The sequence below is a fragment of the Cryobacterium sp. N21 genome, from assembly GCF_002929575.1.
Lineage (GTDB): Bacteria > Actinomycetota > Actinomycetes > Actinomycetales > Microbacteriaceae > Cryobacterium > Cryobacterium flavum.
Genome location: NZ_PJJQ01000035.1, coordinates 346,364 through 372,723 on the forward strand (window position 1 = coordinate 346,364; position 26,360 = coordinate 372,723).

The 26,360-nt window shown below is 66.5% G+C and carries 26 protein-coding genes; 12 read left to right on the forward strand and 14 right to left on the reverse strand.

Translation table 11 applies throughout. The annotated features are described in order from the left end of the window. Positions 1–7: 7 nt before the first annotated feature. A complete protein-coding gene (modA, locus tag CXY77_RS16045) occupies positions 8–781 on the reverse strand; it encodes a molybdate ABC transporter substrate-binding protein (RefSeq protein WP_092340333.1) in 774 nt (257 codons plus the stop codon). Continuing rightward, complete coding sequence (locus tag CXY77_RS16050; protein ID WP_104088999.1) at positions 778–1,182, reverse strand: molybdopterin-binding protein; 405 nt, start codon at positions 1,180–1,182, stop codon at positions 778–780. The genes modA and CXY77_RS16050 overlap by 4 nt, the downstream gene beginning before the upstream one ends. A 320-nt stretch (positions 1,183–1,502) precedes the next feature. Between CXY77_RS16050 and CXY77_RS16055 the strand changes: the two genes are divergently transcribed. The 6 genes from CXY77_RS16055 to CXY77_RS16085 all read left to right on the forward strand — a co-directional run bounded on the left by CXY77_RS16055 (position 1,503) and on the right by CXY77_RS16085 (position 6,318). Further along, the gene (locus tag CXY77_RS16055) at positions 1,503–2,804 is read left to right on the forward strand and encodes a ThiF family adenylyltransferase (RefSeq protein ID WP_092340335.1); all 1,302 of its coding nucleotides are present in this window, start codon (positions 1,503–1,505) and stop codon (positions 2,802–2,804) included. A gap of 3 nt (positions 2,805–2,807) precedes the next feature. Next, on the forward strand, positions 2,808–4,457 hold the full coding sequence (gene glp, locus CXY77_RS16060; protein ID WP_140425562.1) for a gephyrin-like molybdotransferase Glp: 1,650 nt from the start codon (positions 2,808–2,810) through the stop codon (positions 4,455–4,457). Then, positions 4,454–4,963 carry a cyclic pyranopterin monophosphate synthase MoaC gene (gene moaC / locus CXY77_RS16070; protein ID WP_092340337.1) on the forward strand — a complete coding sequence of 170 codons (510 nt, stop codon included), beginning with the start codon at positions 4,454–4,456 and terminating at the stop codon, positions 4,961–4,963. Before glp ends, moaC begins: the two co-directional genes overlap by 4 nt. A gap of 160 nt (positions 4,964–5,123) precedes the next feature. After that, positions 5,124–5,810: a molybdenum cofactor guanylyltransferase gene (locus CXY77_RS16075; RefSeq protein ID WP_104130483.1), complete on the forward strand. Its 687-nt coding sequence runs from the start codon at positions 5,124–5,126 to the stop codon at positions 5,808–5,810. Next, complete coding sequence (locus tag CXY77_RS16080; RefSeq protein WP_092340339.1) at positions 5,807–6,079, forward strand: DUF6457 domain-containing protein; 273 nt, start codon at positions 5,807–5,809, stop codon at positions 6,077–6,079. The genes CXY77_RS16075 and CXY77_RS16080 overlap by 4 nt, the downstream gene beginning before the upstream one ends. Then, positions 6,079–6,318: a MoaD/ThiS family protein gene (locus CXY77_RS16085; protein WP_092340340.1), complete on the forward strand. Its 240-nt coding sequence runs from the start codon at positions 6,079–6,081 to the stop codon at positions 6,316–6,318. Before CXY77_RS16080 ends, CXY77_RS16085 begins: the two co-directional genes overlap by 1 nt. 109 nt (positions 6,319–6,427) lie before the next feature. On the opposite strand, the gene CXY77_RS16090 is transcribed toward CXY77_RS16085, so the two are convergent. Together CXY77_RS16090 and CXY77_RS16095 are read right to left on the reverse strand one after the other, a co-directional pair. Continuing rightward, entirely contained in the window at positions 6,428–6,892 is a 465-nt protein-coding gene (locus tag CXY77_RS16090; RefSeq protein ID WP_104130484.1) for a molybdenum cofactor biosynthesis protein MoaE, read from the reverse strand. After that, positions 6,892–7,407: a molybdenum cofactor biosynthesis protein B gene (locus tag CXY77_RS16095; RefSeq protein WP_233197454.1), complete on the reverse strand. Its 516-nt coding sequence runs from the start codon at positions 7,405–7,407 to the stop codon at positions 6,892–6,894. Before CXY77_RS16095 ends, CXY77_RS16090 begins: the two co-directional genes overlap by 1 nt. Positions 7,408–7,731: 324 nt before the next feature. On the opposite strand from CXY77_RS16095, the gene CXY77_RS16100 reads away from it, so the two are divergent. The 3 genes from CXY77_RS16100 (at position 7,732) to CXY77_RS16105 (ending at position 10,684) form a co-directional block, all read left to right on the forward strand. Continuing rightward, positions 7,732–9,057, forward strand: a complete 1,326-nt coding sequence (locus tag CXY77_RS16100; RefSeq protein ID WP_104088996.1) for an MFS transporter — start codon at positions 7,732–7,734, stop codon at positions 9,055–9,057. 96 nt (positions 9,058–9,153) lie between these two features. Then, positions 9,154–9,291 (forward strand): hypothetical protein, encoded by a 138-nt coding sequence (locus CXY77_RS20360; RefSeq protein ID WP_167552427.1) that lies wholly within the window; start codon positions 9,154–9,156, stop codon positions 9,289–9,291. 163 nt (positions 9,292–9,454) lie between these two features. After that, a complete protein-coding gene (locus CXY77_RS16105; protein ID WP_104130485.1) occupies positions 9,455–10,684 on the forward strand; it encodes an NAD(P)/FAD-dependent oxidoreductase in 1,230 nt (409 codons plus the stop codon). Between the two features lie 126 nt (positions 10,685–10,810). Here the strand turns inward: CXY77_RS16105 and CXY77_RS16110 are convergent, their stop codons facing one another. From CXY77_RS16110 to CXY77_RS16140, 7 genes are all read right to left on the reverse strand, one after another. Next, the gene (locus tag CXY77_RS16110; protein ID WP_104130486.1) at positions 10,811–12,232 is read right to left on the reverse strand and encodes a dicarboxylate/amino acid:cation symporter; all 1,422 of its coding nucleotides are present in this window, start codon (positions 12,230–12,232) and stop codon (positions 10,811–10,813) included. Positions 12,233–12,367: 135 nt separating this feature from the next. Then, on the reverse strand, positions 12,368–12,721 hold the full coding sequence (locus tag CXY77_RS16115) for a DUF488 domain-containing protein (protein WP_092340346.1): 354 nt from the start codon (positions 12,719–12,721) through the stop codon (positions 12,368–12,370). A 9-nt stretch (positions 12,722–12,730) separates the two neighbouring features. After that, complete coding sequence (gene narI / locus CXY77_RS16120) at positions 12,731–13,489, reverse strand: respiratory nitrate reductase subunit gamma (RefSeq protein WP_092340347.1); 759 nt, start codon at positions 13,487–13,489, stop codon at positions 12,731–12,733. Beyond that, positions 13,486–14,226 (reverse strand): nitrate reductase molybdenum cofactor assembly chaperone, encoded by a 741-nt coding sequence (gene narJ / locus CXY77_RS16125; RefSeq protein ID WP_233197455.1) that lies wholly within the window; start codon positions 14,224–14,226, stop codon positions 13,486–13,488. Before narJ ends, narI begins: the two co-directional genes overlap by 4 nt. Continuing rightward, on the reverse strand, positions 14,223–15,890 hold the full coding sequence (narH, locus tag CXY77_RS16130; RefSeq protein WP_104130487.1) for a nitrate reductase subunit beta: 1,668 nt from the start codon (positions 15,888–15,890) through the stop codon (positions 14,223–14,225). Before narH ends, narJ begins: the two co-directional genes overlap by 4 nt. Beyond that, entirely contained in the window at positions 15,890–19,645 is a 3,756-nt protein-coding gene (locus CXY77_RS16135; protein WP_104130488.1) for a nitrate reductase subunit alpha, read from the reverse strand. Before CXY77_RS16135 ends, narH begins: the two co-directional genes overlap by 1 nt. A gap of 105 nt (positions 19,646–19,750) precedes the next feature. After that, a complete protein-coding gene (locus tag CXY77_RS16140; RefSeq protein ID WP_158252863.1) occupies positions 19,751–20,458 on the reverse strand; it encodes a metalloregulator ArsR/SmtB family transcription factor in 708 nt (235 codons plus the stop codon). A 152-nt stretch (positions 20,459–20,610) separates the two neighbouring features. On the opposite strand from CXY77_RS16140, the gene pdhA reads away from it, so the two are divergent. The 3 genes from pdhA to CXY77_RS16155 are packed head-to-tail and all read left to right on the forward strand — an operon-like array spanning position 20,611 to position 24,011. Continuing rightward, entirely contained in the window at positions 20,611–21,687 is a 1,077-nt protein-coding gene (gene pdhA, locus CXY77_RS16145) for a pyruvate dehydrogenase (acetyl-transferring) E1 component subunit alpha (protein WP_092340351.1), read from the forward strand. Further along, the gene (locus CXY77_RS16150; protein WP_233197456.1) at positions 21,684–22,706 is read left to right on the forward strand and encodes an alpha-ketoacid dehydrogenase subunit beta; all 1,023 of its coding nucleotides are present in this window, start codon (positions 21,684–21,686) and stop codon (positions 22,704–22,706) included. The genes pdhA and CXY77_RS16150 overlap by 4 nt, the downstream gene beginning before the upstream one ends. Positions 22,707–22,715: 9 nt before the next feature. Continuing rightward, positions 22,716–24,011, forward strand: a complete 1,296-nt coding sequence (locus CXY77_RS16155) for a dihydrolipoamide acetyltransferase family protein (RefSeq protein ID WP_199181933.1) — start codon at positions 22,716–22,718, stop codon at positions 24,009–24,011. Here CXY77_RS16155 and CXY77_RS16160 read toward each other — a convergent pair. Genes CXY77_RS16160 through CXY77_RS16170 form a run of 3 tightly spaced genes read right to left on the reverse strand, consistent with a single transcriptional unit; the run spans position 24,008 to position 26,317 of the window. Further along, the gene (locus CXY77_RS16160) at positions 24,008–24,244 is read right to left on the reverse strand and encodes a ferrous iron transport protein A (protein ID WP_104130490.1); all 237 of its coding nucleotides are present in this window, start codon (positions 24,242–24,244) and stop codon (positions 24,008–24,010) included. The two genes, CXY77_RS16155 and CXY77_RS16160, sit on opposite strands and share 4 nt — an antisense overlap. Then, positions 24,241–24,939 carry a TrkA family potassium uptake protein gene (locus CXY77_RS16165; RefSeq protein ID WP_233197457.1) on the reverse strand — a complete coding sequence of 233 codons (699 nt, stop codon included), beginning with the start codon at positions 24,937–24,939 and terminating at the stop codon, positions 24,241–24,243. The genes CXY77_RS16160 and CXY77_RS16165 overlap by 4 nt, the downstream gene beginning before the upstream one ends. Continuing rightward, positions 24,932–26,317 (reverse strand): TrkH family potassium uptake protein, encoded by a 1,386-nt coding sequence (locus CXY77_RS16170; protein ID WP_233197458.1) that lies wholly within the window; start codon positions 26,315–26,317, stop codon positions 24,932–24,934. Before CXY77_RS16170 ends, CXY77_RS16165 begins: the two co-directional genes overlap by 8 nt. Positions 26,318–26,360: the final 43 nt, after the last annotated feature.

Sequence of the window (26,360 nt, forward strand, 5' to 3'; positions counted from 1 at the left end):
AGAACCCTCACGGAGCGAGAAAACCGTGGGCGGCCAGCACGGCCTGCCCGGCGGGCGAGAGCACGAGGTCGACGAAGGCCTGGGCGGTCTCAGCGTGCGCACTCTCCTTGACGACGGCGATCGGATAGTGCCCGACGACCGCGTCCGCTCCGGCCGGGGTCACGCCCTCGATGCGGCCGGGGTTCGCGGCGACGTCCGTCGCGTAGACGAGGCCGGCATCCGCTTCGCCGCTGGCGACCTTAGTGACGACAGCCGTCACATTCTGCTCCTCACTCGCGGGCGTGAGAATGACCCCAGCATTGGCGAGCAGGGTAGCGGATGCCGCCCCACACGGCACCTGCGCCGCGCACAGCACGGTGATCACACCGGAGCGGGCGAGATCTTCGAGGTTCTCGATGCCCAGCGGGTTGCCGGGGGCAACCGCGATGCGAAGCGTGTTGCCGGCGAATAGGGTGGCCGGGCCGGTGAGCCCGCCGTCGGCCAGCGGCTGCATGTTCTTCTGGTCGGCGCTCGCGAACACGTCGGCGGGCGCGCCGGCCTCGATCTGGGTAGCGAGGGTGGAGGATCCGTCGTAGGTGACCTGCACGTCGACGCCCGGGTTCTGCTTCTCCAGCAGGGTGGCGAGCTCGTCGAAGGCCGGGTTGAGGGAAGCGGCCGCGTAGACACTGAGGGTTTGGTCTGCGGTCGCGCTGGCAGCGGCGATATTCGGGGCGGTTGACGGCGCGCAGCCGGTGAGGGCCAGGGCGAGCACGGCCAGGGCGGCGAGGGACAGGCGGGTCACAGCATCCGTCCCGGAGTTTCGACGATCACGTTGGTGGCCTTGATCACGGCCACGCTGAGCGAGCCGATCTCGAGGCCGAGTTCGCGCACGGCCTCGCTCGACATGAGCGAGACGACGCGATGCGGGCCACACTGCAACTCGACCTGGGCCATGACCGTGTCCGTGGTGATGGCGGTGACGATGCCGACAAACCGGTTGCGGGCGCTGCGGCCCACTGTGGACGGGTCGGTCGGGGTGCTTGCCTGGTCGACGGCGAAGGCGGCGAGCGCGGCTCCATCGACGGCGAGACGACCGGATGCGTCGGCATCCGCGGCGAGACGGCCACCGTCTACCCAGCGTCGCACGGTGTCATCGCTGACACCAAGCAACCCGGCGGCCTCACTGATCCGATATTGCGTCATAAATGGAACAATAGCACCGCATCTGCGGTTTGGGCAGCCTGTCTGTTGAACGGTGTCCCCCGGCGCCCGTGGCTACTTCAGGAAATCCCGGTCGAACCTGCCACGTTGACGCTGCATGGGCTCATCCGGCCGACGATTTCCTGATTTAGCCACCGAGGCATCCGTCATAACTCCTGCAAATTGCTCGCCGGGGCTCTCGACTACCGCTGAAACAGGGGCATGTCGGCTCGGGCCTCGAGAAATTGCAGGAGTTATGCCGGTGGAACACCGATGAACGGATGCGGGTGGCCGCGAGGCCCCGCAGCGCCTAGCGTTAAGCCATGGCTATTCCTCCCCTTGTTGAGCCCGTTGATCAGCTCAGCGCGTCCGAATCCGCGCGTACTGCCCGGCAGCGTCGCCTCCCCCAGCTCAATGAACTCGGCCAGCGCCGCCTCGCCAACGCCCGGGTGCTCGTGCTCGGCGCCGGCGGGCTCGGCTCGCCCGCCCTGCTCTACCTGGCCGCGGCCGGCGTCGGCACCATCGGCATCGTCGACGGCGACGACGTGGAACCCAGCAACCTGCAGCGTCAAATTGCCCACGGGCAAGCGGATGTCGGCCGCCCGAAGGTAGACAGCGCCGCCGAGCGCATCATTGAGATCGCCCCCGAGACCAGGGTCGTTCGGCACGCCGAACGCCTCGTCGCGGCCAACGCAGCCGAGATCATCGGCGGCTACGACGTGGTCATCGATGGCACCGACAACTTTCCGACCCGGTTCCTCGTGAACGACACCTGCGCGCGGCTCAGGCTGCCGCTGGTGTGGGCATCCGTTTTGCGATTCGACGCCCAGCTCTCGGTGTTCTGGGCCACTCCGCCGGAGGGTTCCGGCGTGACCGGTGTGCACCTGCGCGATCTGTTTCCCACGCCGCCAGCCGCGGGCGAAGTGCCGAACTGCGCCGACGCGGGTGTGCTCGGCGCGCTGTGTGGCCAGGTCGGGTCGCTCATGGCGACCGAAACCATCAAGCTCATCACCGGGATCGGCTCGCCGCTGATTGGCCGCGTACTCGTGATCGACGCGTTGTCGGGCCGGTTCAGCGAGATTCCGTTGCTCGGGACCGGCATTGCCGCCGAGCCGACCGCTGCCGAACGAGCCGCCGAACAAGCCGAGGAAGCCGCTCGAGTGGCGATGACCAGCACCCCCGAGGTCACCAGCGTCGAGCTCGTCGACCGCCTCGTCGCCCAGGGCGCCGGTACCGACAACTTTCTCGTCGTGGACGTGCGCGAGCCGAGCGAATTCGCTGAAAGCTCGATTCCCACGGCCCGACTGTTGCCGCTCGGCGAACTGTTGACGGACGGCGTACTGTCGGCCAGCGGCCGCGCCGCGCTGCCGACGGACATGCCGCTGATTGTGCACTGCCACGCTGGCGGTCGGGCAGCGCGGGCCGCGAACGCCCTGCGTGAGGCCGGATTCGCCGATGTGTCGGTGTTCACCGGAGGGATCCTCGCCTGGGATGACCTCGTCACCGCCGGGCGAGCTCCCGGATTCGGTAGTCGCTGGGCCGCGCCAGAGCCCGCCCCGGCCGGGCGGCACGCCTCGGCGCGCGACGACGCTGGCAGTGCCAGCCAGTCCGACAGCCTGGTCTGAGCGGTGACCGACAACGAACGACACGCCGCCTCCTCGGAAGCTCCAGCTTCGACCGACGCGACTGGCTCCTCCGATTCACACGAGGTCAGGTCTGGCGATCACGCGGGGGCCGCACACCGTCACGCTGGACCCGACGAGGCATCCGATTCACGCGAGGTCACGTCCGGCCATCGAGAGAACGATCACGCACACCCCGACCGAGCGGATGCCTGTGCCCCCGCCGCGACCGCGCGCACCGTTTCCGAGCAACTCGCGGTCGTGCTCGGCAGCGTGGCTCCGCTGCTGCCCGTGCGGGTCGAGCTCGACGCCGCCCGCGGGCTGGTGCTGGCCGAAGACGTGCTCACGGTGACCGACACGCCTCCGTTCGACAACTCCGCGATGGACGGCTACGCCGTCATCCGCGCTGACCTGCTCAGGGCATCCGCTCAGAATCCGATCACCCTGCCGGTCGTCGCCGATCTCGCTGCCGGCACCGCAGAGAACCCACGCCTCGTTCCCGGGCAGGTGGCGCGCATCATGACGGGCGCGCCAATTCCCGACGGAGCGGATGCCGTCGTACCGATCGAAGACACCGACCAGGGCACCGAACTGGTCACGATCGTGCGGGCGCCCGATGTCGCAGCTCACGTGCGTCGTGCCGGCGAAGACGCCCACGCGGGCGATCGGGTGCTGCGCGCGGGCAGCGTGCTCTGGCCCACCCGGGTCGCCGCAGCGGCGAGCGCCGGAACCCGCTCTGTGCTCGTGCATCCAGCGCCGCGCGTAGCCGTCATCTCGACCGGGAGCGAACTCGTCACCCCCGGCAGCCCGACCCGTCGCGGCCAGATTCCCGATTCCAACTCCTTTCTGCTCTCGGCGGCCGTCGCTGAGGCCGGCGGTATTCCCGTGCGGATCGGCGCCGTGCCCGACGACGACGACGTGCTGCGCGCCCTGCTGACCGAGCTGGCCGGCACGGTCGACGTGATCGTGCTCTCCGGCGGTGTGAGCGTCGGAGCGTACGACGTCGTCAAAGCCGTACTGAAACCGCTCGGCACTGTGGATTTCGGCCCGGTCAAGATGCAACCCGGCAAGCCACAGGGCTTCGGACGCTGGCCCGCCACGGGCGACGTGCCCGGACCGCTCATCTTCGCCCTGCCCGGCAACCCGGTGAGCGCAGACGTGTCCTTCGAGGTGTTCGTGCGGCCGGCGCTGCGGCGTCTGCTCGGCCACGGCCTGGCTGACCCGATCGACCGAGCAGACGAAACGGCGACCGCACCGAACGACGGGGCCATGCGCACCGACACCGAGGCTCATACCGTCGGGACCACTGCCACGTCGCTGGACCAACCGTCACCAGACCACCCGGCCCTGCATCGCCGCACGATCACGGCCACCGTCGCCGACGGCTGGAACTCGCCGCCCGGACGCGCCCAGTACATGCCCGTGATCGTGACGCACCGAACCGTGATCGAGCATGCACCCGCCGTCATCACCGCCGAGGGGAGCACGAGTGCCAGCACCGGCAGCATCCGCTCCGAAGTACGCCCGGCCTCCCGCGGAGGGTCGGGTTCGCACCTCGTCGCCGGCCTGGCGCAGGCCAACGGACTCGCCATCGTGCCCGAAGACACGACTCACATTCGCGGCGGCGACCGCATCACTGTCATGCTGACATCATGACGCACACCACCGACACGGCCGGCGCGACCGTTCCCGCTCAGCTGTTCACCCACCTCGACTCGGCCGGACAGGCCCGCATGGTCGACGTGACCAACAAAGTTCCCACCGTGCGCAGCGCCACCGCCGCCGGCTTCGTGCGCTGCGGCCCGACCGTGATCGCGGCCCTCCGTGACGGCACCGCGCCCAAGGGCGACGTGCTCGCCGTGGCCCGCATCGCCGGAATCCAGGGCGCCAAGAAGACCGCCGACCTGCTCCCCCTCGCCCACGTGATCGGCGTGCACGGCGCCGTCGTCGACCTCGTCGTCGAGGATGACCGGGTGAGCATCACAGCCACAGTGCGCACCGCTGACCGCACCGGTGTCGAGATGGAGGCATTCACCGCCGTCTCGGTCGCCGCCCTCGCCGTGGTTGACATGGTCAAGGGCCTCGACAAATCGGTCACGATCGAGAACGTGCGCCTGCTCGCCAAGAGCGGCGGCAAGAGCGGCGACTGGCTGCGCGCGTGACCCTGCCGGCGTCTGCTCCTGCGTTGATGACGCATTTCTTCGCCCAAAACGGATGCCCCGCACCCGCCACCACCGTGAGCGCGCCCGAAACGGTTGGCCGCGACGCCGGTTACCGTAGCGCGCACCAGTATCGGGCGCGGCCATCCGCTCGCCAAGCCTCATGACTGTACAACCCGACCTGATCGTACTCGCGGGCGGCCGCGGCACCCGCCTCGGCGGCGCATTCAAGCCGGCGGTCGAGGTGGCCGGACGCACGCTCCTCTCCCGCGTGCTCGACGCCCGTCCCCTCGCCCGCCACACGGTCGTGGTCGGCCCGCCCAGTGCTCGGGCCGCCGCGACGCAAGCCCCCACCGCGCCGACACCGGACTCCGCAATCATCTGGGCGCTGGAAGACCCGCCATATGGCGGACCGGTCGCTGGCATCGCGGCCGGACTCGCCGCACAGGGGGCACAGGGCGAGCAACATTTCGACGAACCGGCCGATTGGCTGCTCGTGCTCGCCTGCGACCTGCCCCGGGGAGCGGATGCCGCGCGCCTGCTGGTTACGGCAGCATCCGCTTTCGAGAGCATCGGGGAGCAGTGCGACGGTGTGCATCTCATCGACAGCAGCGGCCACGCCCAGTGGCTCGCCGGGATCTATCGCGGCACCGCCCTGCGCGCTGCTGTGGCAAGCCTGGGCGACCGCGTCGACGGCGCCAGCATGCGGCAGCTGCTCGCCGGACTCAACCTCAAGGGACTGCTCGACGAATCCGGAGCCGGAATCGACGTGGACACGTGGCAGGATGTTGAGAGAAGTTCCGCACGTCTCACCGAGATTCAGCCCAACCCGAGGAGTGACCCCCAATGAGCTCAACACCGCTGCCTCCCGAAGCGCTCGACGGCTGGCTCACGGCACTCGCCGATCGGCTCCAGCTTGACCCGGCCGACGTTCCCGTCGGCGATCTGCTCGACGTCGCCCGCGACGTCGCCCACAATGTGGCGCGGCCGGCCGCACCGCTCAGCACTTTTCTGATCGGGCTCGCCGCCGCGAAGAACGGTGGAACCGGAGCCGACATTGAAGCCGCCTGCGCCGCCGCGAGCGAACTCGCCCGCGACTGGGCACCCGAGAAACTGTGATGGCGACCCTGCGCTTCTTCGCCGGAGCTGCCGAAGCCGCCCAGACGGAGACGGCCACGCTCGAGGCTGGCACGATCGGCGAACTCCGCGCCGAGCTCGGCGAGCGCTACGGCAACGAGTTCGTGCGCGTGCTCCGGCTGTGTTCCCTGCTCGTGAACGGTACGCGCGCCACGGATGACGCGGTCCCGCTCGCGCCCACCGACGCGGTCGACGTGCTGCCGCCCTTCGCCGGCGGCTGAGCACCGTTCACAACCGCGGAGATTTCCGCTGAATGCCCCTGATCGCGCGCTGAATCGGCCGATTTCGCGGAGGTCTCCGCAGTTCTGCACACCCACCCGGCTACAAACGCTACAAACCGACCCAGGAATGCGTTCCGTCGACCTCATACTGCTTCTTCCAGATCGGAACCTCAGCCTTCACGGCCTCGACCAGGCTCTCGCAGGCCGCGAAAGCGACGCCGCGGTGCGCACTCGCGACCGCCGCCACCAGGGCCAGGTCGCCGACGTCGAGGTGTCCGATGCGGTGGCTGACCGCCAAAACCACGAGCGGATGCTGCGCCCGCATCCTTTCCGCGATTGCGCCGATAATGCGCTCAGCGTCGGGGTGAGCGCTGTAATCGAGGCCCGTCACGCGGCCGGTGGCATCCGGGTCGTGGTCGCGCACCTGGCCGATGAAGGTCACGACTGCGCCGTGCGACCGGCCCGATACGGCCGAAATGTGCTCGCTGACGTCTAGGCGTGATTCGGTCACCCGGGCGAAGCCGAGCCCTGCCGCATCTGAGTTACCCGAGAGGTCCGAGGTGCCAGCGCCCATCAGTGGTCTCCTCCGTCGAGCTGATCGATGACGTGCCGCACCAGCGGCGCGAGAATGGCCACACCGTCGCGCACCGCGCCCACCGAACCGGGCAGGTTCACGACCAGCGCGCCGTTGTTGCCGACCGAATCGGCGATGCCGGCGATGCCGCGGGAGAGCACGGCGGTAGGGATCGTCGCGACGCTGACGGCGCGCATCCGCTCGGAGATGCCCGGCAGAATCGTGTGCAGCAGCGTGGCAGTGCCCTCGGGGGTGAGGTCGCGCGACGAGACCCCGGTGCCGCCGGTCGTCACGACGAGGCGAGCGCCGTGGCCGAGCGCGCCCGAGATCGCCCCGGCCACGCTCTCAATGCCGTCGGGCACTACGCGTGGTGGCCCGCAGGGAATGCCAACCTCCCCCAGCGCATCGACGGCGGCCGGGCCTGATTTATCTTCGCGTTCGCCGCGCGAACAGCGATCAGACACGGTGATCACGACGGCCCCGAGTTCGGCCCCGAGCTTGAGCTGAGTTTTCACCGTTCCACAGTACCGCGGCGAGCGGATGCCGCCCCCCGGCGACCGCAGACAGGGTCGCATTGGACGACGGCGATCTCGGCACGCTTGATCAACGGGTGGCGGCACCAGCAGATGCGTCACGGCACGTATTGGGGAACGTGGCACTGGTTTGAACACGTGCCAACGGAGCGAACGAGTGCCACGAGCGGTCGCAGCGGGGCGCACGCCAGCCATCGGCATCCGTTGGAATCATTTGTCACGGTGTTTGCCCAATGCACCCTGAAGCCCGAACGAACAAGCTGGTTGCGAACCGGGCGGCCTGCCCGACAACCAGCCGAGGAAAACATGTCAACCGTCTCACCCCCACGCGTCACGTCCACGCTGAAGCCGGACCTCTCCAACTGGGATCCGGAGAAGGAGGAAACGTGGGATTCCCATCTCGCCTGGCGCACCCTGTGGATCACTACCTTCAGCATGACCCTCGGCTTCGCGGCCTGGTACCTGGTCAGCGCGATCGCCCCGCGGCTAAATGACATCGGCTTCGACCTGAGCACCAGCCAGCTGTACTGGCTCGTCGCGTTGCCCGGCCTCGCTGCCGGCCTGCTGCGGCTCGTCTTCATGTTCTTGCCGCCGATTCTCGGCACCCGGGTGCTCGTCGCCCTGTCCAGCGCACTGCTGTTGCTGCCGATGATCGGCTGGACCCTCGTCGCCCGCGACGTCTCCACCCCCTACTGGGTGCTGCTCGCGCTGTCGTTCGCGGCCGGTATCGGAGGAGGCAGCTTCTCCGGTTTTATGGCTTCGACCAGCTATTTCTTCCCGAAGCGCCTGGCCGGAACCGCCCTCGGTCTGCAGGCGGGCCTCGGCAACTTCGGCATCGGCCTGATTCAGCTGCTCACCCCGTGGGTGGTCGGTTTCGGTCTGCTCGGCACCGCCGCCCTCACCCCGGAGAGCGACTCGAACGGCGAACTGGTCTGGCTGCACAACGGCGGACTCGTGCTCATTCCCTGGGTGATCCTCGCGGTCATTCTCGCCCTGCTCTTTCTGAAGCGCGTGCCGATCAAGGCCAACTTTCGTCAGCAGCTCGACATCTTCAAGGTCAAGCACACCTGGATCATGACCGCCATCTACCTCATGAGTTTCGGCGCCTTCAGCGGCCTGGCCGCGCAGATGGGCCTGATCATTCTCAACGTCTACGGCGACTTTCCGGATGCACCCAACCCGCTCGCCTTCGCCTTCATCGGCCCGGTGGTCGGCGCCCTCGTGCGCGCGGCCTGCGGCCCGCTCTGTGACCGGTTCGGCGGCGCCATCTTCACGTTCATCGGCGGCGCGGGCATGACGGTCGGCACGATCGTCACGGTGTTCTTTCTCACTCCGACGAGTGTTGACGAGTTCTACGGTTTTCTCACCGGCATGATCATCATCTTCTTCTTCTCCGGACTGGCCAACGCCGGAACGTTCAAGCAGATGCCGATGATCTTCCCCAAGCGCCAGGCCGGCGGCGCGATCGGCTGGACCGCTGCGATCGCCGCCTTCGGACCGTTCATCGTGGGCATGGCCCTCACCGCCATGAGCCCGACCGCCTTCTTTATCGGCTGCTCGGCGTTCTGCGTGCTCTGCACCGGCCTGGCCTGGTTCTACTACGCGCGCCCCGGCGCGCCCAACCCGAGCTGACGCTCGACGCCCACCCGAGGCCCCCTCCTCCTCCAGCGGGGGGCCTCGGGTCTTTTCATGCCCGCCGGGGTTCATACTGAAAGGAGGAGGTCAACGATGAGCAGATCTGACGAACCGATCGGCGGCGACCCGGTCTGCTGGCTTGAGCAAGTCTGCCCCGAGTGCGGCGCCTACGTTTCCGGCGAGCTCCCCGCGGCCTGCTGGCGCTGCGACACCGTGGTCTCGCCGTCGTGACCGGGGGCATCCACTTTTAGACGGATGCTTCCCCGCCGCCTGCGCAAACCGTCCTCCACCCGGCAACTCGCGTCACGACTGAGTTCCCCGGGTACGATTGCACCGCCCCCCAGCGGGCAAACTCTCGTACAGTCAAGAGCACACCTCCGAGGAAGGACCAGTCATGGCGGGCCAGCAGATTTTTGTCATCGTGGGAGCAGCGCTTGCGGGGGCCAGCGCTGCCCGAGCCTTGCGCGAGGAAGGCTTCGACGGGGAGATTCACTTGATCGGAGCCGAAGAGCACCCGCCATATATTCGTCCGCCGCTGTCGAAGGATTATCTGGCCGGCACGGCCGAACGCGACTCAGTCTTCGTGCAGAGTGCGAGTTGGTATCCCGACCATGAGGTGCAGCTGCACTCCGGCACCCGCGCGGTGAGCCTCGACCTCGGCGCGCACCTGCTCGACACCGACGACGGCGCGCAACTGAGCTACGACCGACTGCTCCTGACCACCGGCGCCCGGCCGCGACGCCTGACGGTGCCGGGTGCAAACCTCGGCGGGGTGCACTACCTGCGCACCCTCGACCACTCCGACCTGCTGCACTCCGTTCTGGCTGACGGCGGCAAGCGGCTCGTCGTCGTGGGATCCGGCTGGATCGGCATGGAGGTCGCCGCGACCGCCCGCACACTCGGCAACGAGGTCACCATCCTGGAACGCGGCCCGGTACCGCTTGCTGCGGCTCTCGGCGACGAGCTCGGCGATATGTTCGCGAGCCTGCACGAGCGCAACGGAGTGGTCATCCGCCGCTCCGTGACCGTCGACGGCCTGGTCGGAATGGATGGCCGGGTGACCGGAGTGCTCCTGGCCGGCGGCGAAACCGTGCCGGCCGACCTCGTTCTGGTGGGCATCGGTGCGGTTCCAAACGTCGAACTCGCCCAAAAGGCCGGGCTCGCGGTCGACAATGGAATCCTGGTCAGCGCGAGCCTGAAAACCAGCGATCCCCACGTGTTCGCGGCGGGCGATGTGGCCAACGCGGAGCATCCGCTCCTCAAAGCGCGACTGCGCAGTGAGCACTGGGCGAACGCCCTGAACGGCGGTCCGGCTGCGGCCCGAGCCATGCTCGGCCAGAGCGTTTCGTTCGATGCCATTCCCTACTTCTACACCGACCAGTTCGACCTCGGCATGGAATATTCCGGATTCGGCATATTGGCCGACGGCGCCGAGCTGGTCTACCGCGGCAACCGGGATTCCCGCGAGTTCATCGTGTTCTGGCAGCAGGCCGGCCGCGTCGTCGCGGGCATGAACGTCAACGTCTGGGACGTCAATGACACCGTTCAGGCTCTGATTCGTCGGGACGAGCCGGTCGATCCTGCTCGCCTCGCCGACGAGTCGATCCCCCTCGACCAGGTCTAGCGGCCCTGGCTCACGACGGCGGCAAGCGGATGCCCACGCACCAGCCGTGAGGGGGCGCAAATCGACCTTTTACGGCCGGTTTTAGATCGATTTGCGCCCCCTCGGTCCCCACCCAGCGCGGGTGAGCTAGACCCGAGCTTCGGCCCGCTCAGTCGGCGTCGATTCGATGGAGACGTCCGAATCGTCCATAAAGGGCTGCGAGGTTCGCGGGGCGTTGTACAGCGTCTTGTCGAGGATGCCCTGGCGCTTGGCCACGATCGTGGGCACGAGGGCCTGTCCCGCCACGTTCACGGCGGTGCGACCCATGTCGATGAGCGGATCGATGGCCAGCAGAAGGCCAACCCCGGCCAACGGCAGACCCAGCGTTGACAGGGTCAGCGTCAGCATGACGACGGCGCCAGTGGTGCCGGCCGTGGCGGCAGAACCCAATACGGAGACCAAAACGATAAGAAGGTACTGGGTGAAGTCCAGCTGAATTCCGAAGAACTGTGCCACAAAGATGGCGGCGACGGCGGGGTAGATAGCCGCGCAACCATCCATCTTGGTCGTCGCTCCCAGCGGAACAGCAAAGGATGCATATCCGCGCGGTACGCCCATGCTGCGCTCCGTGACGCGCTGCGTCAGCGGAAGGGTACCGATGGATGAGCGCGACACGAAGCCCAGCTGAACGGCCGGCCAGACACCGGAGTAGTACTGCTTGACGGACAGACCGTGAGACTTGATCAGCACCGGGTAGACCACGAACAGCACCAGGATCAGGCCAATGTAGATGGTGACTGCGAACTTGCCGAGCGATCCCATGGTGTCCCAGCCGTAGACCGCGACGGCATTACCAATCAGGCCGATCGTGCCGAGCGGCGCGATGCGAATAATCCACCACAGCACCTTTTGAATGACCGCGAGGGCTGACGCATTGAGATTCAGGAATGGTTCGGCAGCTTTACCCACCTTCAACGCGGCAATGCCCACCACGATGGCGATGACGAGAATCTGCAACACGTTGAAGTTGACAGTGGTGCTCGCGACGCTATCAACGACGGAGGTATTGGCGCCGAGTCCGAGGAAGTTCTTCGGGAAGAGCCCGGTCAAAAATGCCCACCAGTCCCCGGTCTTGCCGGAGTATTCGGCATTCTCGGTGATGCCCGTTCCTGCTCCCGGTCGCACCAGAACGCCCAGCCCGATGCCGATCAGAACCGCAATCAGCGCGGTGATAGCAAACCAGAGAAGCGTGTTCCAGGCCAGCTTCGCCGCGTTCGACACTTCGCGCAGGTTCGCAATGGAACTGACCACGGCCGTGAAGATGAGCGGTACGACGGCAGCCTGCAGCAGCGAGACGTAGCTCGACCCGATAATTTTCAGGGTCGCACCGAGACCGTTGGGATTCGCTTCGGTACTGCCGGTGTATTTTGCCACGAGTCCGAGGCCCAGACCGATGATGAGAGCAGCGATGATCTGAACGCCGAACGAGCGCACCCATTTGGGAAATCTGCTGCCGCGGGTACTGACGGGAACTACTGAAGTCACTGGTTCGACACTTTCTATTGTCATTCGTGAGTCACGCTGACGCCCCCGGTCCCGCGAGACGGGAGCCCCTTGAGATTCCACCGCCGCGTGCAGACGCCTTTATCCCCAAGGCTGGAACGGGGCCCAGTATTCCTTCCAGCGGAATGTGACCTCGTGTGTCTACTTCTCCTGCAGGTATTCGGCGAGCACCCGCGCATGGTTCACCCGCGGGTCCTTGGCTCCGTAGATCAAGGTCGTCACGCCGGCCGCGGCGAGCGCACGAAGCTGCACGACGGCCGCCTGGGTCTCGGTATTGCCGTCTAGTTCAGCGCGGTAGCGCACGGCGAACTCGTCCATGCGCTTCGGGTCGTGCTTCCACCAGGTGCGGAGCGCCGGTGACGGTGCGACCTCTTTCAACCACTCATCAAGGTCGGCGCTCTCCTTGGAGACACCGCGCGGCCAGAGTCGATCAACCAACACCCGGCATCCGTCGTCAGTGGATGCCTCTTCGTAAGCTCTCTTTATACGCACCATCAGAACAGGTTACTTTCGTAACCGCTCCAGCGGACTCTCGCTCTTCTCCCAGCCGCGACGCGGGGCCCGCGACCCGGCGCCGCGGGGGTCATCGCGCGAGCGGTAGACCACGTAGGGGCGCACGAGGTAGCCGAGCGGCGCCGAGAACACGTGCACCAGCCGGGTGAACGGCCAGAGCAGAAACAGCGTCGTGGCGGTGAGTACGTGCAGCTGAAAGAAGAACGGCACGTCGCTCATGAGCGCGGGGTCGGGCTGAAAGCTGTACAGCGAGCGGATCCACGGGGAGATCGACCCGCGATAGTCGTAGCCGCCGCCAAAGATTTGATAGAGCACGGTGGCGGTCGTGCCGAACAAGATGGTGCTGGCCAGGAACACGTACATGACCTTGTCCATCACGGTGGTGACGAGCAGCACCCGTTTGGTGAGGCGGCGCCGATAGATCAAGATGGTCAGCCCGGCCACGGTGAGCACGGCCGCGAAAGTGCCGAGCCAGGTGGCGCCGAGGTGGTACAGATGCTCGGTCACGCCGAAGAATTCCAGCCACGGCTTGGGAATGAACAGGCCAACGACGTGCCCGCCGATCACCATGAGAATGCCGTAGTGGAACATGGGCGATCCCCAGCGCAGCAGGCGGTTCTCGTAGGTCTGGCTCGACCGCGAGGTCCAGCCGAACTGGTCGTAACGGTAGCGCAGCAGGTGCCCCACCACGAACACGCCAGAGGCGGCGTAGGGAAAGGCCACCCAGAGCAAGTAATCCCAGGCGGTCATCGGCTGACATCCTCGTTGGGGTGCGCGGAAAACGGTTTCAGATTGCCGAGGTAGGTCATGCCGACCGTCTCGGTCGGCGGCCCCTCGTTGACGAGGTTGAGGTAGCGTTCCCGGGTCTCGTCGTCGATCAGCGGCAGCGACAGGCACACCGCCTCCACCAGGTGGGCGTAGGGGCTGTCGACCTTCTCCAGGGCGGAGCGCAGCACCTCGATGCCGTCACGATGCGCCGCGAGCAGCTCCTGCGCGATTGGCGAGTCGGACAGCGCCGAGAACTCAAGCACCATCGGCAGGTAGTCGGGCAGTTCGTCGGCGTCAACCTGCCAGCCGGCCGCCCGATAGGCCTCGACGAATCGCACGAGTGCCATTCCGCGGCGGCGCGTATCGCCCGCCGCGTAGTAGGTGAGGTACGGGCAGCACTTGCGTTTCAGGTCGAAGGTCGCGGTGAAGTGCGTTTCGAGCTGCTGCTCATTCCAGCCGGCGATCCCCGTGAAGAACGCATCGAACGCGGCCCGCAGTGGGTCGGGCAGGCCAACAACGCCTGAACGCACCAGTGAAAACTGCCGCTGCCGCTCCGGAGTGGGATAGTCCAGCAGAATCGAGGCCGCCATATGCGCGATGACCCCCTGATCCGCCGTCAACGGCACGGCGGCGATGAACCGCGGGGCCACCTTCGGCGCCCGAAAGCCGAAGTTCACCCGCGCAGCGAGTGCCGCGGGGAGACGGGTGGCGGTGCTCATGCCGCACTCCCGGCATCCGCTACCGGCGGGAACATGCCCTTGGGCACCCCACCACCGTTCCAGTTGAGCAGGTTGACCCGGCCCGGAGTGGTCGGCGCGGTCGGGCTGGCGCGCCCGGTCATCTCGTTGTAGTTGTCGACCGTGGCGCCAAGCGGCATGCCGACGGTGTTGCCGTAGGGGCCGCTGTGCCCGGCAGCGCCCGGCCCGCCCATACCGGGGCCGCCGTCGGTGTCGAGCGAGCAGCCGAGTTCTTCGAGCTCCCGCGCGGTCTCCACGTGCGCCTTCGGAATGACGTAGCGGTCTTCGTACTTGGCGATCGCGAGCAGGCGATACATGGCCTGCATGCTCTCCCCGGTCATTCCGACCGCGTTCGGGATGCGCTCGTCGGGCTCGTTACCGAGGTTGAGGTCGCGCATATACGCCCGCATCGCGGCGAGCTTGCGCAGTGACAGTTCGACCGGAACGACGTCGCCGGCCGAGAACAGTCCGGCGAGGTATTCCACCGGAATGCGCAGCTTGTCGATCGCGGCGAACAGGGTGCGGGCGTCTTCGCCGTCGCTGCCGGAGTTGCTGACCACGTCGACGACCGGCGAGAGCGGCGGGATGTACCAGACCATCGGCATGGTGCGGTATTCCGGGTGCAGCGGCAGGGCGATCTCGTACTCGGAGATGAGCTTGTAGATGGGGCTGTTCTGAGCCGCTTCGATCCAGTCGTCGGCCATGCCCTCCGCCTTGGCTGCGGCGATGACCTCGGGGTCGAACGGGTCGAGAAAGCAGGCACGCTGCGCATCGAGCAGGTCCTGATCGTTTTCGATCGAGGCTGCTGCGAGTACGGCATCGGCGTCGTAGAGCATGAGGCCCAGATAACGCAGACGTCCGACACAGGTTTCGGAGCAGATGGTGGGCTTGCCCTGCTCGATCAACGGGTAGCAGAGCGTGCACTTCTCGGCCTTGCCCGTTTTGTGATTGAAGTACACCTTCTTATAGGGGCAGGCGCTGACGCACATGCGCCAGCCGCGGCATCCGTCTTCGTCCACGAGCACGATGCCGTCTTCTTCACGCTTGTACATGGCACCGGAGGGGCAGGCGGCGACGCACGCGGGGTTGAGGCAGTGCTCGCAGATGCGCGGCAGGTAGAACATGAAGGTCTCTTCGAACTCCATCTTCACGTGCTCGCTCATCGTGGCGAGAATGGGGTCTTGGGCGGCCGTTTCCTGCGAGCCGCCGAGGTTGTCGTCCCAGTTGCCCGACCACTTGATGTCCATGTTCTGGCCGGTAAGCAGCGACTTCGGGCGCGCGACCGGGCTCTGCGTACCGGCCGGCGCTGTGGTGAGCATGTCGTAGTCGTAGGTCCACGGCTCGTAGTAATCGTCGATCTGCGGCAGGTTGGGGTTGTTGAAGATCTGCGAGAGCTTCTTCAGCCGCCCGCCGGCCTTGAGCTGCAGGCGGCCGCGCTTACCCAGCACCCAGCCGCCCTTCCACTTCTCCTGGTTTTCGTATTCGCGCGGGTAGCCGATGCCGGGCCGCGTCTCTACGTTGTTGAACCAGGCGTATTCGACGCCGGTGCGGTTGGTCCAGACCTGCTTGCAGGTGACCGAACAGGTGTGACACCCGATGCACTTGTCGAGGTTCATGATCATCGACATCTGGGCCATGACACGCATTAGTAGTCCACTTTCTGGCTGCGACGACGAATCACGGTGACCTCGTCGCGTTGGTTCCCGGTGGGTCCGAGGTAGTTGAAGGCGAACGACAGCTGGGCGTAGCCGCCGATCAGATGAGACGGTTTCAAGAGGATGCGCGTGAGCGAGTTGTTGGTTCCGCCGCGCATACCGCTGGTTTCGGCGACCGGCACGTTGATGGTGCGATCCTTCGCGTGGTACATGTACACCGTCCCCTCCGGCATGCGGTGCGACACGATAGCCCGCGCCACGACGACACCATTGCGGTTGTACGACTCGATCCATTCGTTGTCGCGCACGCCGATCTTGTCGGCGTCCTGCGGGCTCATCCAGATGGTCGGGCCGCCGCGGGAGAGCGAGAGCATGAGCAGGTTGTCCTGGTATTCGGAGTGGATCGACCACTTCGAGTGCGGCGTCAGGTAGCGCACGGCAACCTCGGCATGACCGGTCGGGGTCTTGCTGGTGGCGCCGACGATCGAGTCGTCGAACAGGCGGTGCATGTCGAGCGGCGGCCGAAAGATGGGCAGCTGCTCGCCAAGCTCGATCATCCAGTCGTGGTCGAGGTAGAAGTGCTGGCGGCCGGTGAGGGTGTGCCAGGGCTTCAAATGTTCGACGTTGATGGTGAAGGCGCTGTAACGGCGACCACCGTGCTCTGAACCCGACCATTCCGGGGAGGTGAGCACCGGAACCGGCGCGCCCTGAACATCCGGGTAGCTGAAGCGTCGACCCTCGTTGTCGCTGGCCAGTTGGGCCAGCTTGACGCCGGTGCGTTCCTCGAGCTGGCGAAAACCCTGCGTGCCGAGGCGACCGTTGGTGGTGCCAGAGAGAGCAAGCACCATTTCGCAGGCGTGAATCGCCGTCGACAGGCGCGGGCGGCCGGCGGCCGGCCCGCTCGGCACGAGACCGTTCTTCTTGCCGAGGTAGGTGACCTCCACGTCGGGGTTGAATTTCACGCCCTTGGTGACCATTCCGAGCTTTTTGGTGAGTGGCCCGAGCGCGCCGAGCTGCGCGGCGAAGGCCGGATAGTCACGTTCCACGACGACGAGCTTCGGCATGGTGACCCCGGGAATGAGCGGCTGGTCGCTGCGCACGGTGCCGTGCGGGGTGGCCATGCCGTCGGGGGTGTCGTGTTGCAGCGGCGCCGCGACGAGGTCCTTGCGCTTACCGAGGTGCTTCACCGACATCTCTGAGATCTTCGCGGCAAGCACGTGAAAGATGTCGAAGTCGGTTTTGGCCTGCCACGGCGGAGCGATCGCCGGGTTGAACGAGTGAATAAACGGATGCATGTCCGTCGTCGAGAGATCGTTCTTCTCGTACCAGGTGGCCGGCGGCAACACGACATCGCTGTAGATCGTCGTCGACGTCATGCGGAAGTCGCTCGTGACCATCAGGTCGAGCTTGCCCTCCGGCGCGCTTTCGTGCCATTTCATGGTCTTCGGGCGGCGAGCCGGCATCGATTCCACGGCGCGCACAGCGGACGGCGCCCCGAGCAGATGCTTGAGAAAGTACTCGTTGCCCTTGCCGGAGGAGCCGAGCACGTTGGCCCGCCACACGACGAGCACGCGGGGAAAGTTCTCGGGGGCGTCGGGGTCTTCGCAGGAGAACTCGAGCGAGCCGTCCCTCAGCGAATCGACGACGTATTCGGCCGGTTCAACGCCCGCAGCGTGAGCGTCGTCGACGAGGTCGAGCGAGTTGCGGTTGAAGGTGGGGTAGCTCGGCATCCAGCCGCGTTTGGCCGAATCGACCATGGTGTCCGCGGTGGTGCGTCCCTTAAAGATCCCGGTGCCGAGCGGGCTCGCGAGGGTGTCGGCGCTCAACCCGTCGTAGCGCCACTGGTCGGTGGCGAGGTAGAAGAAGCCGGTGCCGATCATCTGGCGCGGCGGGCGCACCCAGTCCAGGCCGAAGGCGTACTGGCCGTAGCCGGTGAGCGGGCGCACCTTTTCCTGGCCGACGTAGTGGGCCCAGCCGCCGCCGTTCACGCCCTGGCAGCCGGTCATGGTGGTGAGCGCGAGAAAGGCGCGGTAGATGGTGTCGGAGTGGAACCAGTGATTGGTACCGGCGCCCATCAGAATCATCGAACGCCCCTCGGAGTCCTCAGCGTTCTGCGCGAATTCGCGGCCGATGCGGGCGGCGGCCTGCCACGGCACGGAGGTGATCTCCTCCTGCCAGGCGGGGGTGCCGGGGGTGGAGGCGTCGTCGTAGCCGGTGGGCCACTCGCCCGGCAGGCCCGGGCGGCCGACGCCGTACTGCGCGAGCAGCAGGTCGAACACCGTCGTCACTAACACACCGGCGACGACGCGCACCGGCACGCCGCGGCGCACGATGCCGGCGGCACCGGCGTGGCGCTCACCGACGCTGTCAGCACCCGGCGTGATGTCAAAGCGGGGCAGGTCGATCGCGACGGATGCACCGTCGTAGTCCGGGGCATCCGCTATGGAGAGCAGCGGATCGCGGCCCTCGAGGTCGAGGTTCCACTTGCCTTTGTCGGCCTCGCTGAACCGGTGGCCGATCGAACCGTTCGGCACGAACGCCTCGCCGTTCTCGTCGAGCATCACTGTCTTGAAGGCTGCACTCGAAACGGATGCGTCGGTTCCGGGCAGCGCGTCGGCCGTCAGAAATTTGCCGGGAACCCAGGCATCCTGGCGCGGGGTGAGGGCGATCAGGTAGGACGAGTCGCTGAACTTTTTCATGTACCGGGCGAAACGCGGGGTGCGGCGATCGACCAGGAACTCTTTCAGAATGACGTGGCCCATGGCCAGGGCGAGGGCGCCGTCGGTGCCGGGGTGCACGGCCAGCCACTCGTCGGCGAACTTGGAGTTGTCGGCGTAGTCGGGCGAGACCGTGATGACCTTCTGGCCGCGGTAGCGGGCCTCGACCATGAAGTGTGCGTCGGGGGTGCGGGTGACGGGAACGTTGGAGCCCCACATGATGAGGTAGCTGGAGTTCCACCAGTCGGCCGATTCCGGCACGTCGGTCTGGTCGCCGAACACCTGCGGACTGGCCACCGGCAGGTCGGCGTACCAGTCGTAGAACGAGAGCATGGTGCCGCCGAGCAGCGAGATGAATCGGTTGCCAACGCCCTGCGACACGATCGACATGGCCGGAATCGGGCTGAAGCCGACGACCCGGTCTGGCCCGTACTGCTTGATGGTGTGCACGTGGGCAGCGGCGACGATCTCGGCCGCTTCGTCCCAACTGGCGCGCACCAGACCGCCCTGGCCGCGGGCGCTCTTGTACTGGCGGGCGGTGTCTGGATTGCCGGTGATCTCGGCCCAGGCCAGCACCGGGTCGCCGAGACGGGCCTTGGCCTCGCGGAACAGGTTCAGCAGCACACCGCGCACGTAGGGGTAGCGCACCCGGGTGGGCGAGTAGGTGTACCAGCTGAAGGCGGCGCCGCGGGGGCAGCCGCGAGGCTCATATTCGGGTGAATCCGGGCCGACGCTCGGGTAGTCAGTCTGCTGGGTTTCCCAGGTGATGATGCCGTCCTTGACGTACACCTTCCAGGAACAGCTGCCGGTGCAGTTCACGCCGTGGGTCGAGCGCACCTCTTTGTCGTGGGTCCAGCGGTCACGGTAGAACGTATCGGCGCCGCGACCGCCGGTCTTGAACACACTGCGCAGGTCTTCGCTGGTTTCTGAGCTGCGCAGAAAGCGACCGAGCTTGATCAGCGAGTCGGCGACCGGGCCGTCGGTGCCGGGCTTACTGGTGGTGCTGGTTGTTCCTGTGCGCGTTTTCACGGCTGCCCCTTGCCTGCCGGGGAATGCCGCAGTGGCACTCACCCTCAGAACGAGCTAAGCCGCTGCCTTCGAGGCCGACAACCGCAAACCACCGGTAATAATGTTTTACCCCGGTTCGCGAGAGCGCAAAAAGTGCCCGTTCGAGGTGTCCAATCGGGCACTTTTTGCGCTCTCGCGTTCAGCGGGAAGGGGAGCAACGTCGATCACGCAGAGGTGTGGGGCGTCGATGAGGTTCAGGCCGATCGCGCGCAGCGGGCCGTCGGCCTGTTCGAGCACGCCCTGGATCAGGCGATAGTGCACTCCGCAGACCTCCGGGTGGTCCTTGACCATCTCGGAGTACGGGCAGTCGCGCAGGTTGAGCTGTTCGCCGCTTGCGGCGACGCTCGCGTCGAAGCCGGCCTGGTCGAGATGGTCGTCGAGGGCATCGAGCTGCCGCTGGGCGGCCGGACCGGAGCAACCGGCCAACGCGCTCTGGCCTACGGGCAGAACGGGCAGCATCCGTCGCAGCTGGTCGGCGCGCTCCTGCGCGGCCTCGATCTTGCGAGCGCGAATAGACCCGAGCTCGGTACTGACCCCGCCGGCAGCGCTGTAGAGCATCTTCGGGCGACCCTTGCTGTCACGGGCTTCGGGCGCACAGGTGACGAACCCGTCGTTGATCAGCCGGTCGAGGTGTTCGCGGGCGGTGTTGGGGTGCAGGCCGGCGGCTTCGGCGAGGTCATTCACCGTCATCGTTCCGCGGCTTTGCAGCTGGTAGAGCAGGTTCATGCGGCTCAGACTGGCGAGCGTTTTGTAACTCGGGGGTTGGGCGGCCATGACTCCATTATGTGCCCCCATTTTGGGCAGCCGCAGAATTCTCGAATTCACCCCAACTCTCCCGTAGATCCTTCCGCTGACCGCTTAGAAAGGAAACTATTCAGCACAAAGTAATAGTCTTAACAAACGAAACACGCAGGAAGTGGGACCACATGGCGGCAAAAGCCCGCACGCGACCGAAGGCAGTAGTCGAGTCAACGGGTGGTGAACCCGCTGACACCCTGCGTGACTATTACGAACGGATGTCGCTGGTGCGGGCCTTCGAGCTGCGCTCCAGCGAGATGTACGCCCGGGCAAAGATCGGCGGTTACTGCCACCTGAACCTCGGCGAAGAAGCCACCGTGGTCGGCCTGATGGCTGCCATCGAGGCCCGTGACTACCTGTTCACCGGCTACCGCGACCACGGCTACGCGCTGCTCCGCGGCCTTGCCCCCGAACGCGTCATGGCCGAGCTGTTCGGCAAAGTCACCGGCGTCTCCGGCGGACGCGGCGGCTCGATGCACCTGTTCGACGAAGAAACGCGCCTGTTCGGCGGCTACGGCATCGTCGGCGGGCAGCTTCCTCCGGCCACCGGCGCGGCTCTCGCCTTGAAAACCCAGGAAACGGCAGGGCCCGACGCTGCGGCAGTGATGTGCCTGCTCGGCGATGGCACCACCAACATCGGCGCGTTCCACGAATCGCTCAACCTGGCCGGCCTGTGGAAGCTGCCGATCGTCTACGTGATCGTCAACAACGGCCTCGGCATGGGAACGACGGTGGAGAAGGCATCCGCTGAACCCGAGCTGTACAAGCGCGGCGCGTCGTACCGTATGCCCGGCATTCGGGTCGACGGCGACGACGTGCTCGCGGTGCGCGACGCCGCCCGAGACGCCCTCAAGCAGGCCCGCGAGCAGCGTCAGCCGGTGCTGCTCGAGGTCATGTGCTACCGGCTGCGCGGCCATTCCGTGGTCGATCCGGCCCGCTACCGCTCGCCCGAAGACACGACGATCGCCCAGCAGTCCGACCCGGTGCCGAGCTTTCGCGCCGAGCTGATCGCTTCCGGCGTGCTCACTGAAGCGGATGCCGCCGCTATCGACGAGGCCGCCGACCTGCGCGTCTCCGAGGCGGTCGTTTTCGCCGACGAGAGCCCTGAACCCGACGTGGCCGACCTGTTCAAATATGTTTACGCAACCCCGGTGGCGAATGCGCCATCCGCTTTGCCCGGAGAACCCGTTATGGACGCACTGTGAATACCAACGTAGAGTCAACAACCCGCACGATCACCTACCGCCAGGCCCTCAACGAGACGCTGCGAGCCGAGCTCGAACGCGATGAGAAGGTCTTTCTGGTCGGCGAAGAGATCGGGGTGTTCGAGGGGTCCTACAAGATCACCGCCGGGCTGCTCGAAGACTTCGGACCCGAGCGGGTGCTCGACGCCCCGATCGCCGAAGAGGGATTCGTGGGAGCAGCCCTCGGCGCCGCGATGCTCGGCATGCGGCCGGTGGTCGAGATTATGACCATCAACTTCAGCCTCATCGCGATCGATCAGATCGTGAACCATGCCGCCAAGATGCGGTCGATGTTCGCCGGTCAGGTCTCCATTCCGCTGGTGATTCGCATGCCCGGCGGCGGTGGCCAGCAACTGGCCGCGACCCACTCGCAAAACCTCGAGGTCTGGTACGCGCACATTCCCGGCCTCAAGGTGGTCGCCCCATCGACCCCGGCCGACGCGAAGGCGCTGCTCACCGCGGCCATTCGCGACGACGACCCGGTGATCTTTCTGGAAAACCTGTCGCTGTACAGCGCGAAGGGCGAAGTGCCTGACGGCGAACAGGTCGCCGAGATCGGCAAGGCCGCCGTCGTTGCGACCGGCACCGACCTCACCATCGTGAGCTACTCGCGTGGCACCACGACCGCCCTCGAAGTGGCGCATCAACTCGAAGCCGAGGGCCTCTCGATCGAGGTCGTCGACCTGCGCAGTCTGCGCCCGCTCGACCGCGACACCATCTGCGCCTCCGTTCGCAAAACCGGCCACGCCGTGGTCTTCGAAGACGACTGGCTCAGCTACGGCATCGGCGCCGAGATCTCGGCGACCATCGGCGAGGGCGTGTTCGATTTTCTCGACGCCCCCGTGCGTCGCGTCGCCGCCGCCGAGGTGCCGTTGCCCTACGCCAAAGCCCTCGAGAAGGCCGCGCTGCCCAGCGCAGCCGACCTTGCCAAGGTCGTGCGCGAGGTTCTCAACATTTCATCTACCCCGAACGACAAGTAGGAGCCGGCCATGCCCGACGTCATCATGCCCCGCCTCTCCGACACCATGGAGGAGGGCGAACTCAGCCGCTGGATGAAGCAGGTCGGCGACGAGATCCACAAGGGCGACGTACTCGCCGAGATCGAAACCGACAAGGCCACCATGGACCTCGAAGCCTTCGATAACGGCATTCTCGAGCAGCTGCTCGTCGTCGCCGGCGCCCTCGTGCCCATCGGGGCACCCGTCGCCCGTATCGGTGACGGCAGCAACATCGTCGAGGGCGCAACGACGCCCGCCGCGCCGGTAGCGGATGCCGCGGCTCCGGCCGCGCCCGCCGCCGCCGTTACCGCTCCGGCAACGCCCGCCGTCGTGGCACCCGCGTCGGCAACGCCCGCCCCGACAGCGCCCGCTGCCCCGGTGTCAACCGGCGAGCTGCGCACGTCGCCGCTGGCCCGCAAGATCGGCCGCGAGCACGGCATCGACCTGCACACTATCGCGGGCACCGGGCCGCAGGGCCGCATCACCCGCACCGACGTCGACACGGCCATCGTCGCGCAGGAGGCCGCAGCATCCGCTTCGACGGCACCGGTCGGTCCCGTCGCAGCACCAGCCGCAGCACCAGCCCCAGCAGCCGTGTCGGCCGACTCGGTCTCCGTACCGGTCAGCCGCATTCGCGCCGTCACGGCCCGCCGGCTCACCGAGAGCCAGGCCGTGCCGCACTTCTTCCTCACCAGCGTCGTCGATGTGGCACGCCTGGTCGCGTTCCGCGCCGAGGTGAACGAATCACTCGCCGCGCTCGGCACCAAGGTCAGCCTGAACGACCTGTTCGTGCGGGCCAGCGCGGTCGCGCTCCGCGCACACCCCGAGGTGAACGCATCCTGGGGCGACGGCGTCATCCTGCGCCACAACCACGTCAACGTCGGCGTGGCGGTCGCGACCGATGACGGCCTGCTGGTGCCGGTCGTCGCCGACGCCGACCAGAAGTCCCTCGCCGCCATCGCCACCGAGACGCGCGCCCTGGCCGGCCTCGCCCGCACCGGCGGTCTGTCGCTGGCTCAAATGTCGGGCGGCACCTTCACGATCAGCAACCTCGGCATGTTCGGGATCGATTCGTTCACCGCCGTGCTCAACCCGCCGGAGGCGGGAATTCTGGCCATCGGTGCTGCCAGCGACGTTCCCGCCGTTCGTGATGGCGTGCTCGTGTCGGTGCCCACGGTGAAGATCACCCTGACCGTAGACCACCGGGTACTCGACGGAGCCGTCGCCGCCGCGTTCCTGCGCGACCTGACCCAGCTGCTCGAGGAACCGCTGCGCATCGTTCTCTAACGCGGGCCGCCCCGGCTCCCGCGCGGCTCGGGCGCCGGCGGCACCTCTTTGGCCGCCACGACGTCGGCCATGGCGAGCGTGACCAGCCCGCGCTTGGTCTTTACCGAAACGGATGCCGCGCCGCGGCCGCGCAGAAAGCCCAGCGCGTCGGTGTAACCACCAGGGATGCGGGTGCGCACGACGACCCTGGTGCCGAGCGGGGCATCCGCTAGAAAGGCGACGGGGGAGGTCATCGCATGAGGCTGTACTCTTCGACCCTCGCCGATTCGCCGGCGATGAGAATGATGTCGCCGTCTTCGATCACGGTGTCGAGCGAGGTGTAGCTCCAGCCCGCGCCGGGCCGGTGAAACGCCGTGACGGTGATGCCGTAGCGCGCACGCACCTTGGCCTGGCCGAGGGGCACGCCGATCAGCGCGCGCGGCGGCGCTGTCTTGACCAGCGCGAAGTTCTCGCCGATCTCGATGTAGTCCTGCATAGCGCCGCGCACCAGGTGGGCGACCCGCTGCCCCATGTCCTTCTCCGGGTAGATGACGTGGTTGACGCCGAGCTGGGTGAGGATCTCCCCGTGCGGGTCGCTGACCGCCTTGGCCCAGATGTTGGGAATGCCCAGCTTGAGCAGCAACGAGGCGGTGAGAATATTCGCCTGGATGTCGCCGCCGATCGCCACGACCACGCTGGAGAAGTCCGGCACCGAGAGCTCCCGCAGGGTCGCCTCCTTGGTCGAATCGGCGCGCACCACGTGGGTGAGCAGGCGGTTGTGCAGCTGCACGACCTCTTCGTCGCCGTCGATGCCGAGCACCTCGGTGCCGCTCTTCATGAGCTCGAGGGCCAGGGCGCTGCCGAACCGGCCCAGCCCGATGACGACGACCGACTCAGCCTCGGCCAGGCGGGAAGGGTCGCGATGCCCGAACATCGAATATTTAGCCAATGATCGGCCTTTCTTTGGGGTACTCATAGGTAGAACGCCGCTCGCGCAGAGCAATGGCCGAGGCGAAGGTGATGGGTCCGAGCCGACCGATGAACATGAGCAGAATCAAAATGATCTGCCCCTCCCACGGCAACCCCGCAGTAATGCCGGTGGACAGTCCCACGGTTGCGAAGGCGCTGATGGTCTCGAACAGCAGCGCATCCATGGAAATATCCGTCATGAGCATGAGTGCCGCGGTGGCCGCGATGATGACGCCGACGGCGAGCAGGACGATCGTGATGGCCTCCCGGTGCACCGCCCGCGAGAGCCGCTTGCCGAACACGTTCACGGCCACCTGGCCGCGCACCTCGGTCCACAGAATGAAGAACAGCACGGCGAAGGTCGTGATCTTGATCCCGCCAGCGGTTCCGGCCGGGCCCCCACCGACCAACATCAGAATGTCCATGCCGAGCAGGCTCGCGGAGTCCAGCTGACCAATGTCGACGCTGTTGAATCCCGCAGTACGAGTCTGCACCGCCTGAAAGAAGCCGGCCAGCAACTTGCCCGACCAGTCCAGCGGACCGAGCGTATTCGGATTCGACCATTCAACCGCGGTTATATATACCGTTCCGAGAACGAGCAGTGCGATCGTGCCGGCGAGGACGATGCGGGTGTTCATGGTCCAGGTGCGAATGGACCAGCTGAACGGACGCGTGCGCAACTGCCGCGTCAACTGCACGATCACCGGAAAGCCAAGGCCACCGAGAATGACGGCGGCGCAGATCGGCAGGCAGATCCAGGCATCCGTTGCGTAGCCCATGAGATTGTCGCTGAACAGGGCGAAGCCGGCGTTATTGAAGCTCGACACCGAGTGGAACACGCCCAGCCAGATGGCCCGACCCACGGGCTCGTCATAGCCAAGCATGAACCGCAGCGCGAGCACTACGGCCACGGTGAGTTCAATCGCGAGTGAGATGCGTACGACGCCGAAGACGAGCCCCTTCACGTCTTCGAGCCCGACGCTTTTGGTTTCGGCAGCCGCCGTGATGCGCGATCGGAGGGAGAGCTTGCGGGCGATCGCCAGACCCACCACCGAGGCGAACGACATGATCCCGAACCCGCCGATCTGAATCAGCAGCAGAATGACGATCTGACCGAACGGCGTCCAGTACACCGCGGTATCAACGACGGTCAGCCCGGTGACGCAGACCGCGCTCGTCGCGGTGAACAGCGCCTCGAGAAACGAGGCCCCGCCCGGTCCGACCTTGGCGTTGGGCAGCATCAGCAGCGCCGTACCACCGAGAATGGTCAGGGCGAAGCCCGAAACGACGACTTGCGCCGGATGCAGCCGGTGCCGCTTCGTTGTATTGCCGCGTTCGCGGACGGCCCGTGAGTGCACGCAGCCAACTCTACGCCGAGCGTGCCACATCGGGTCGTTGTCG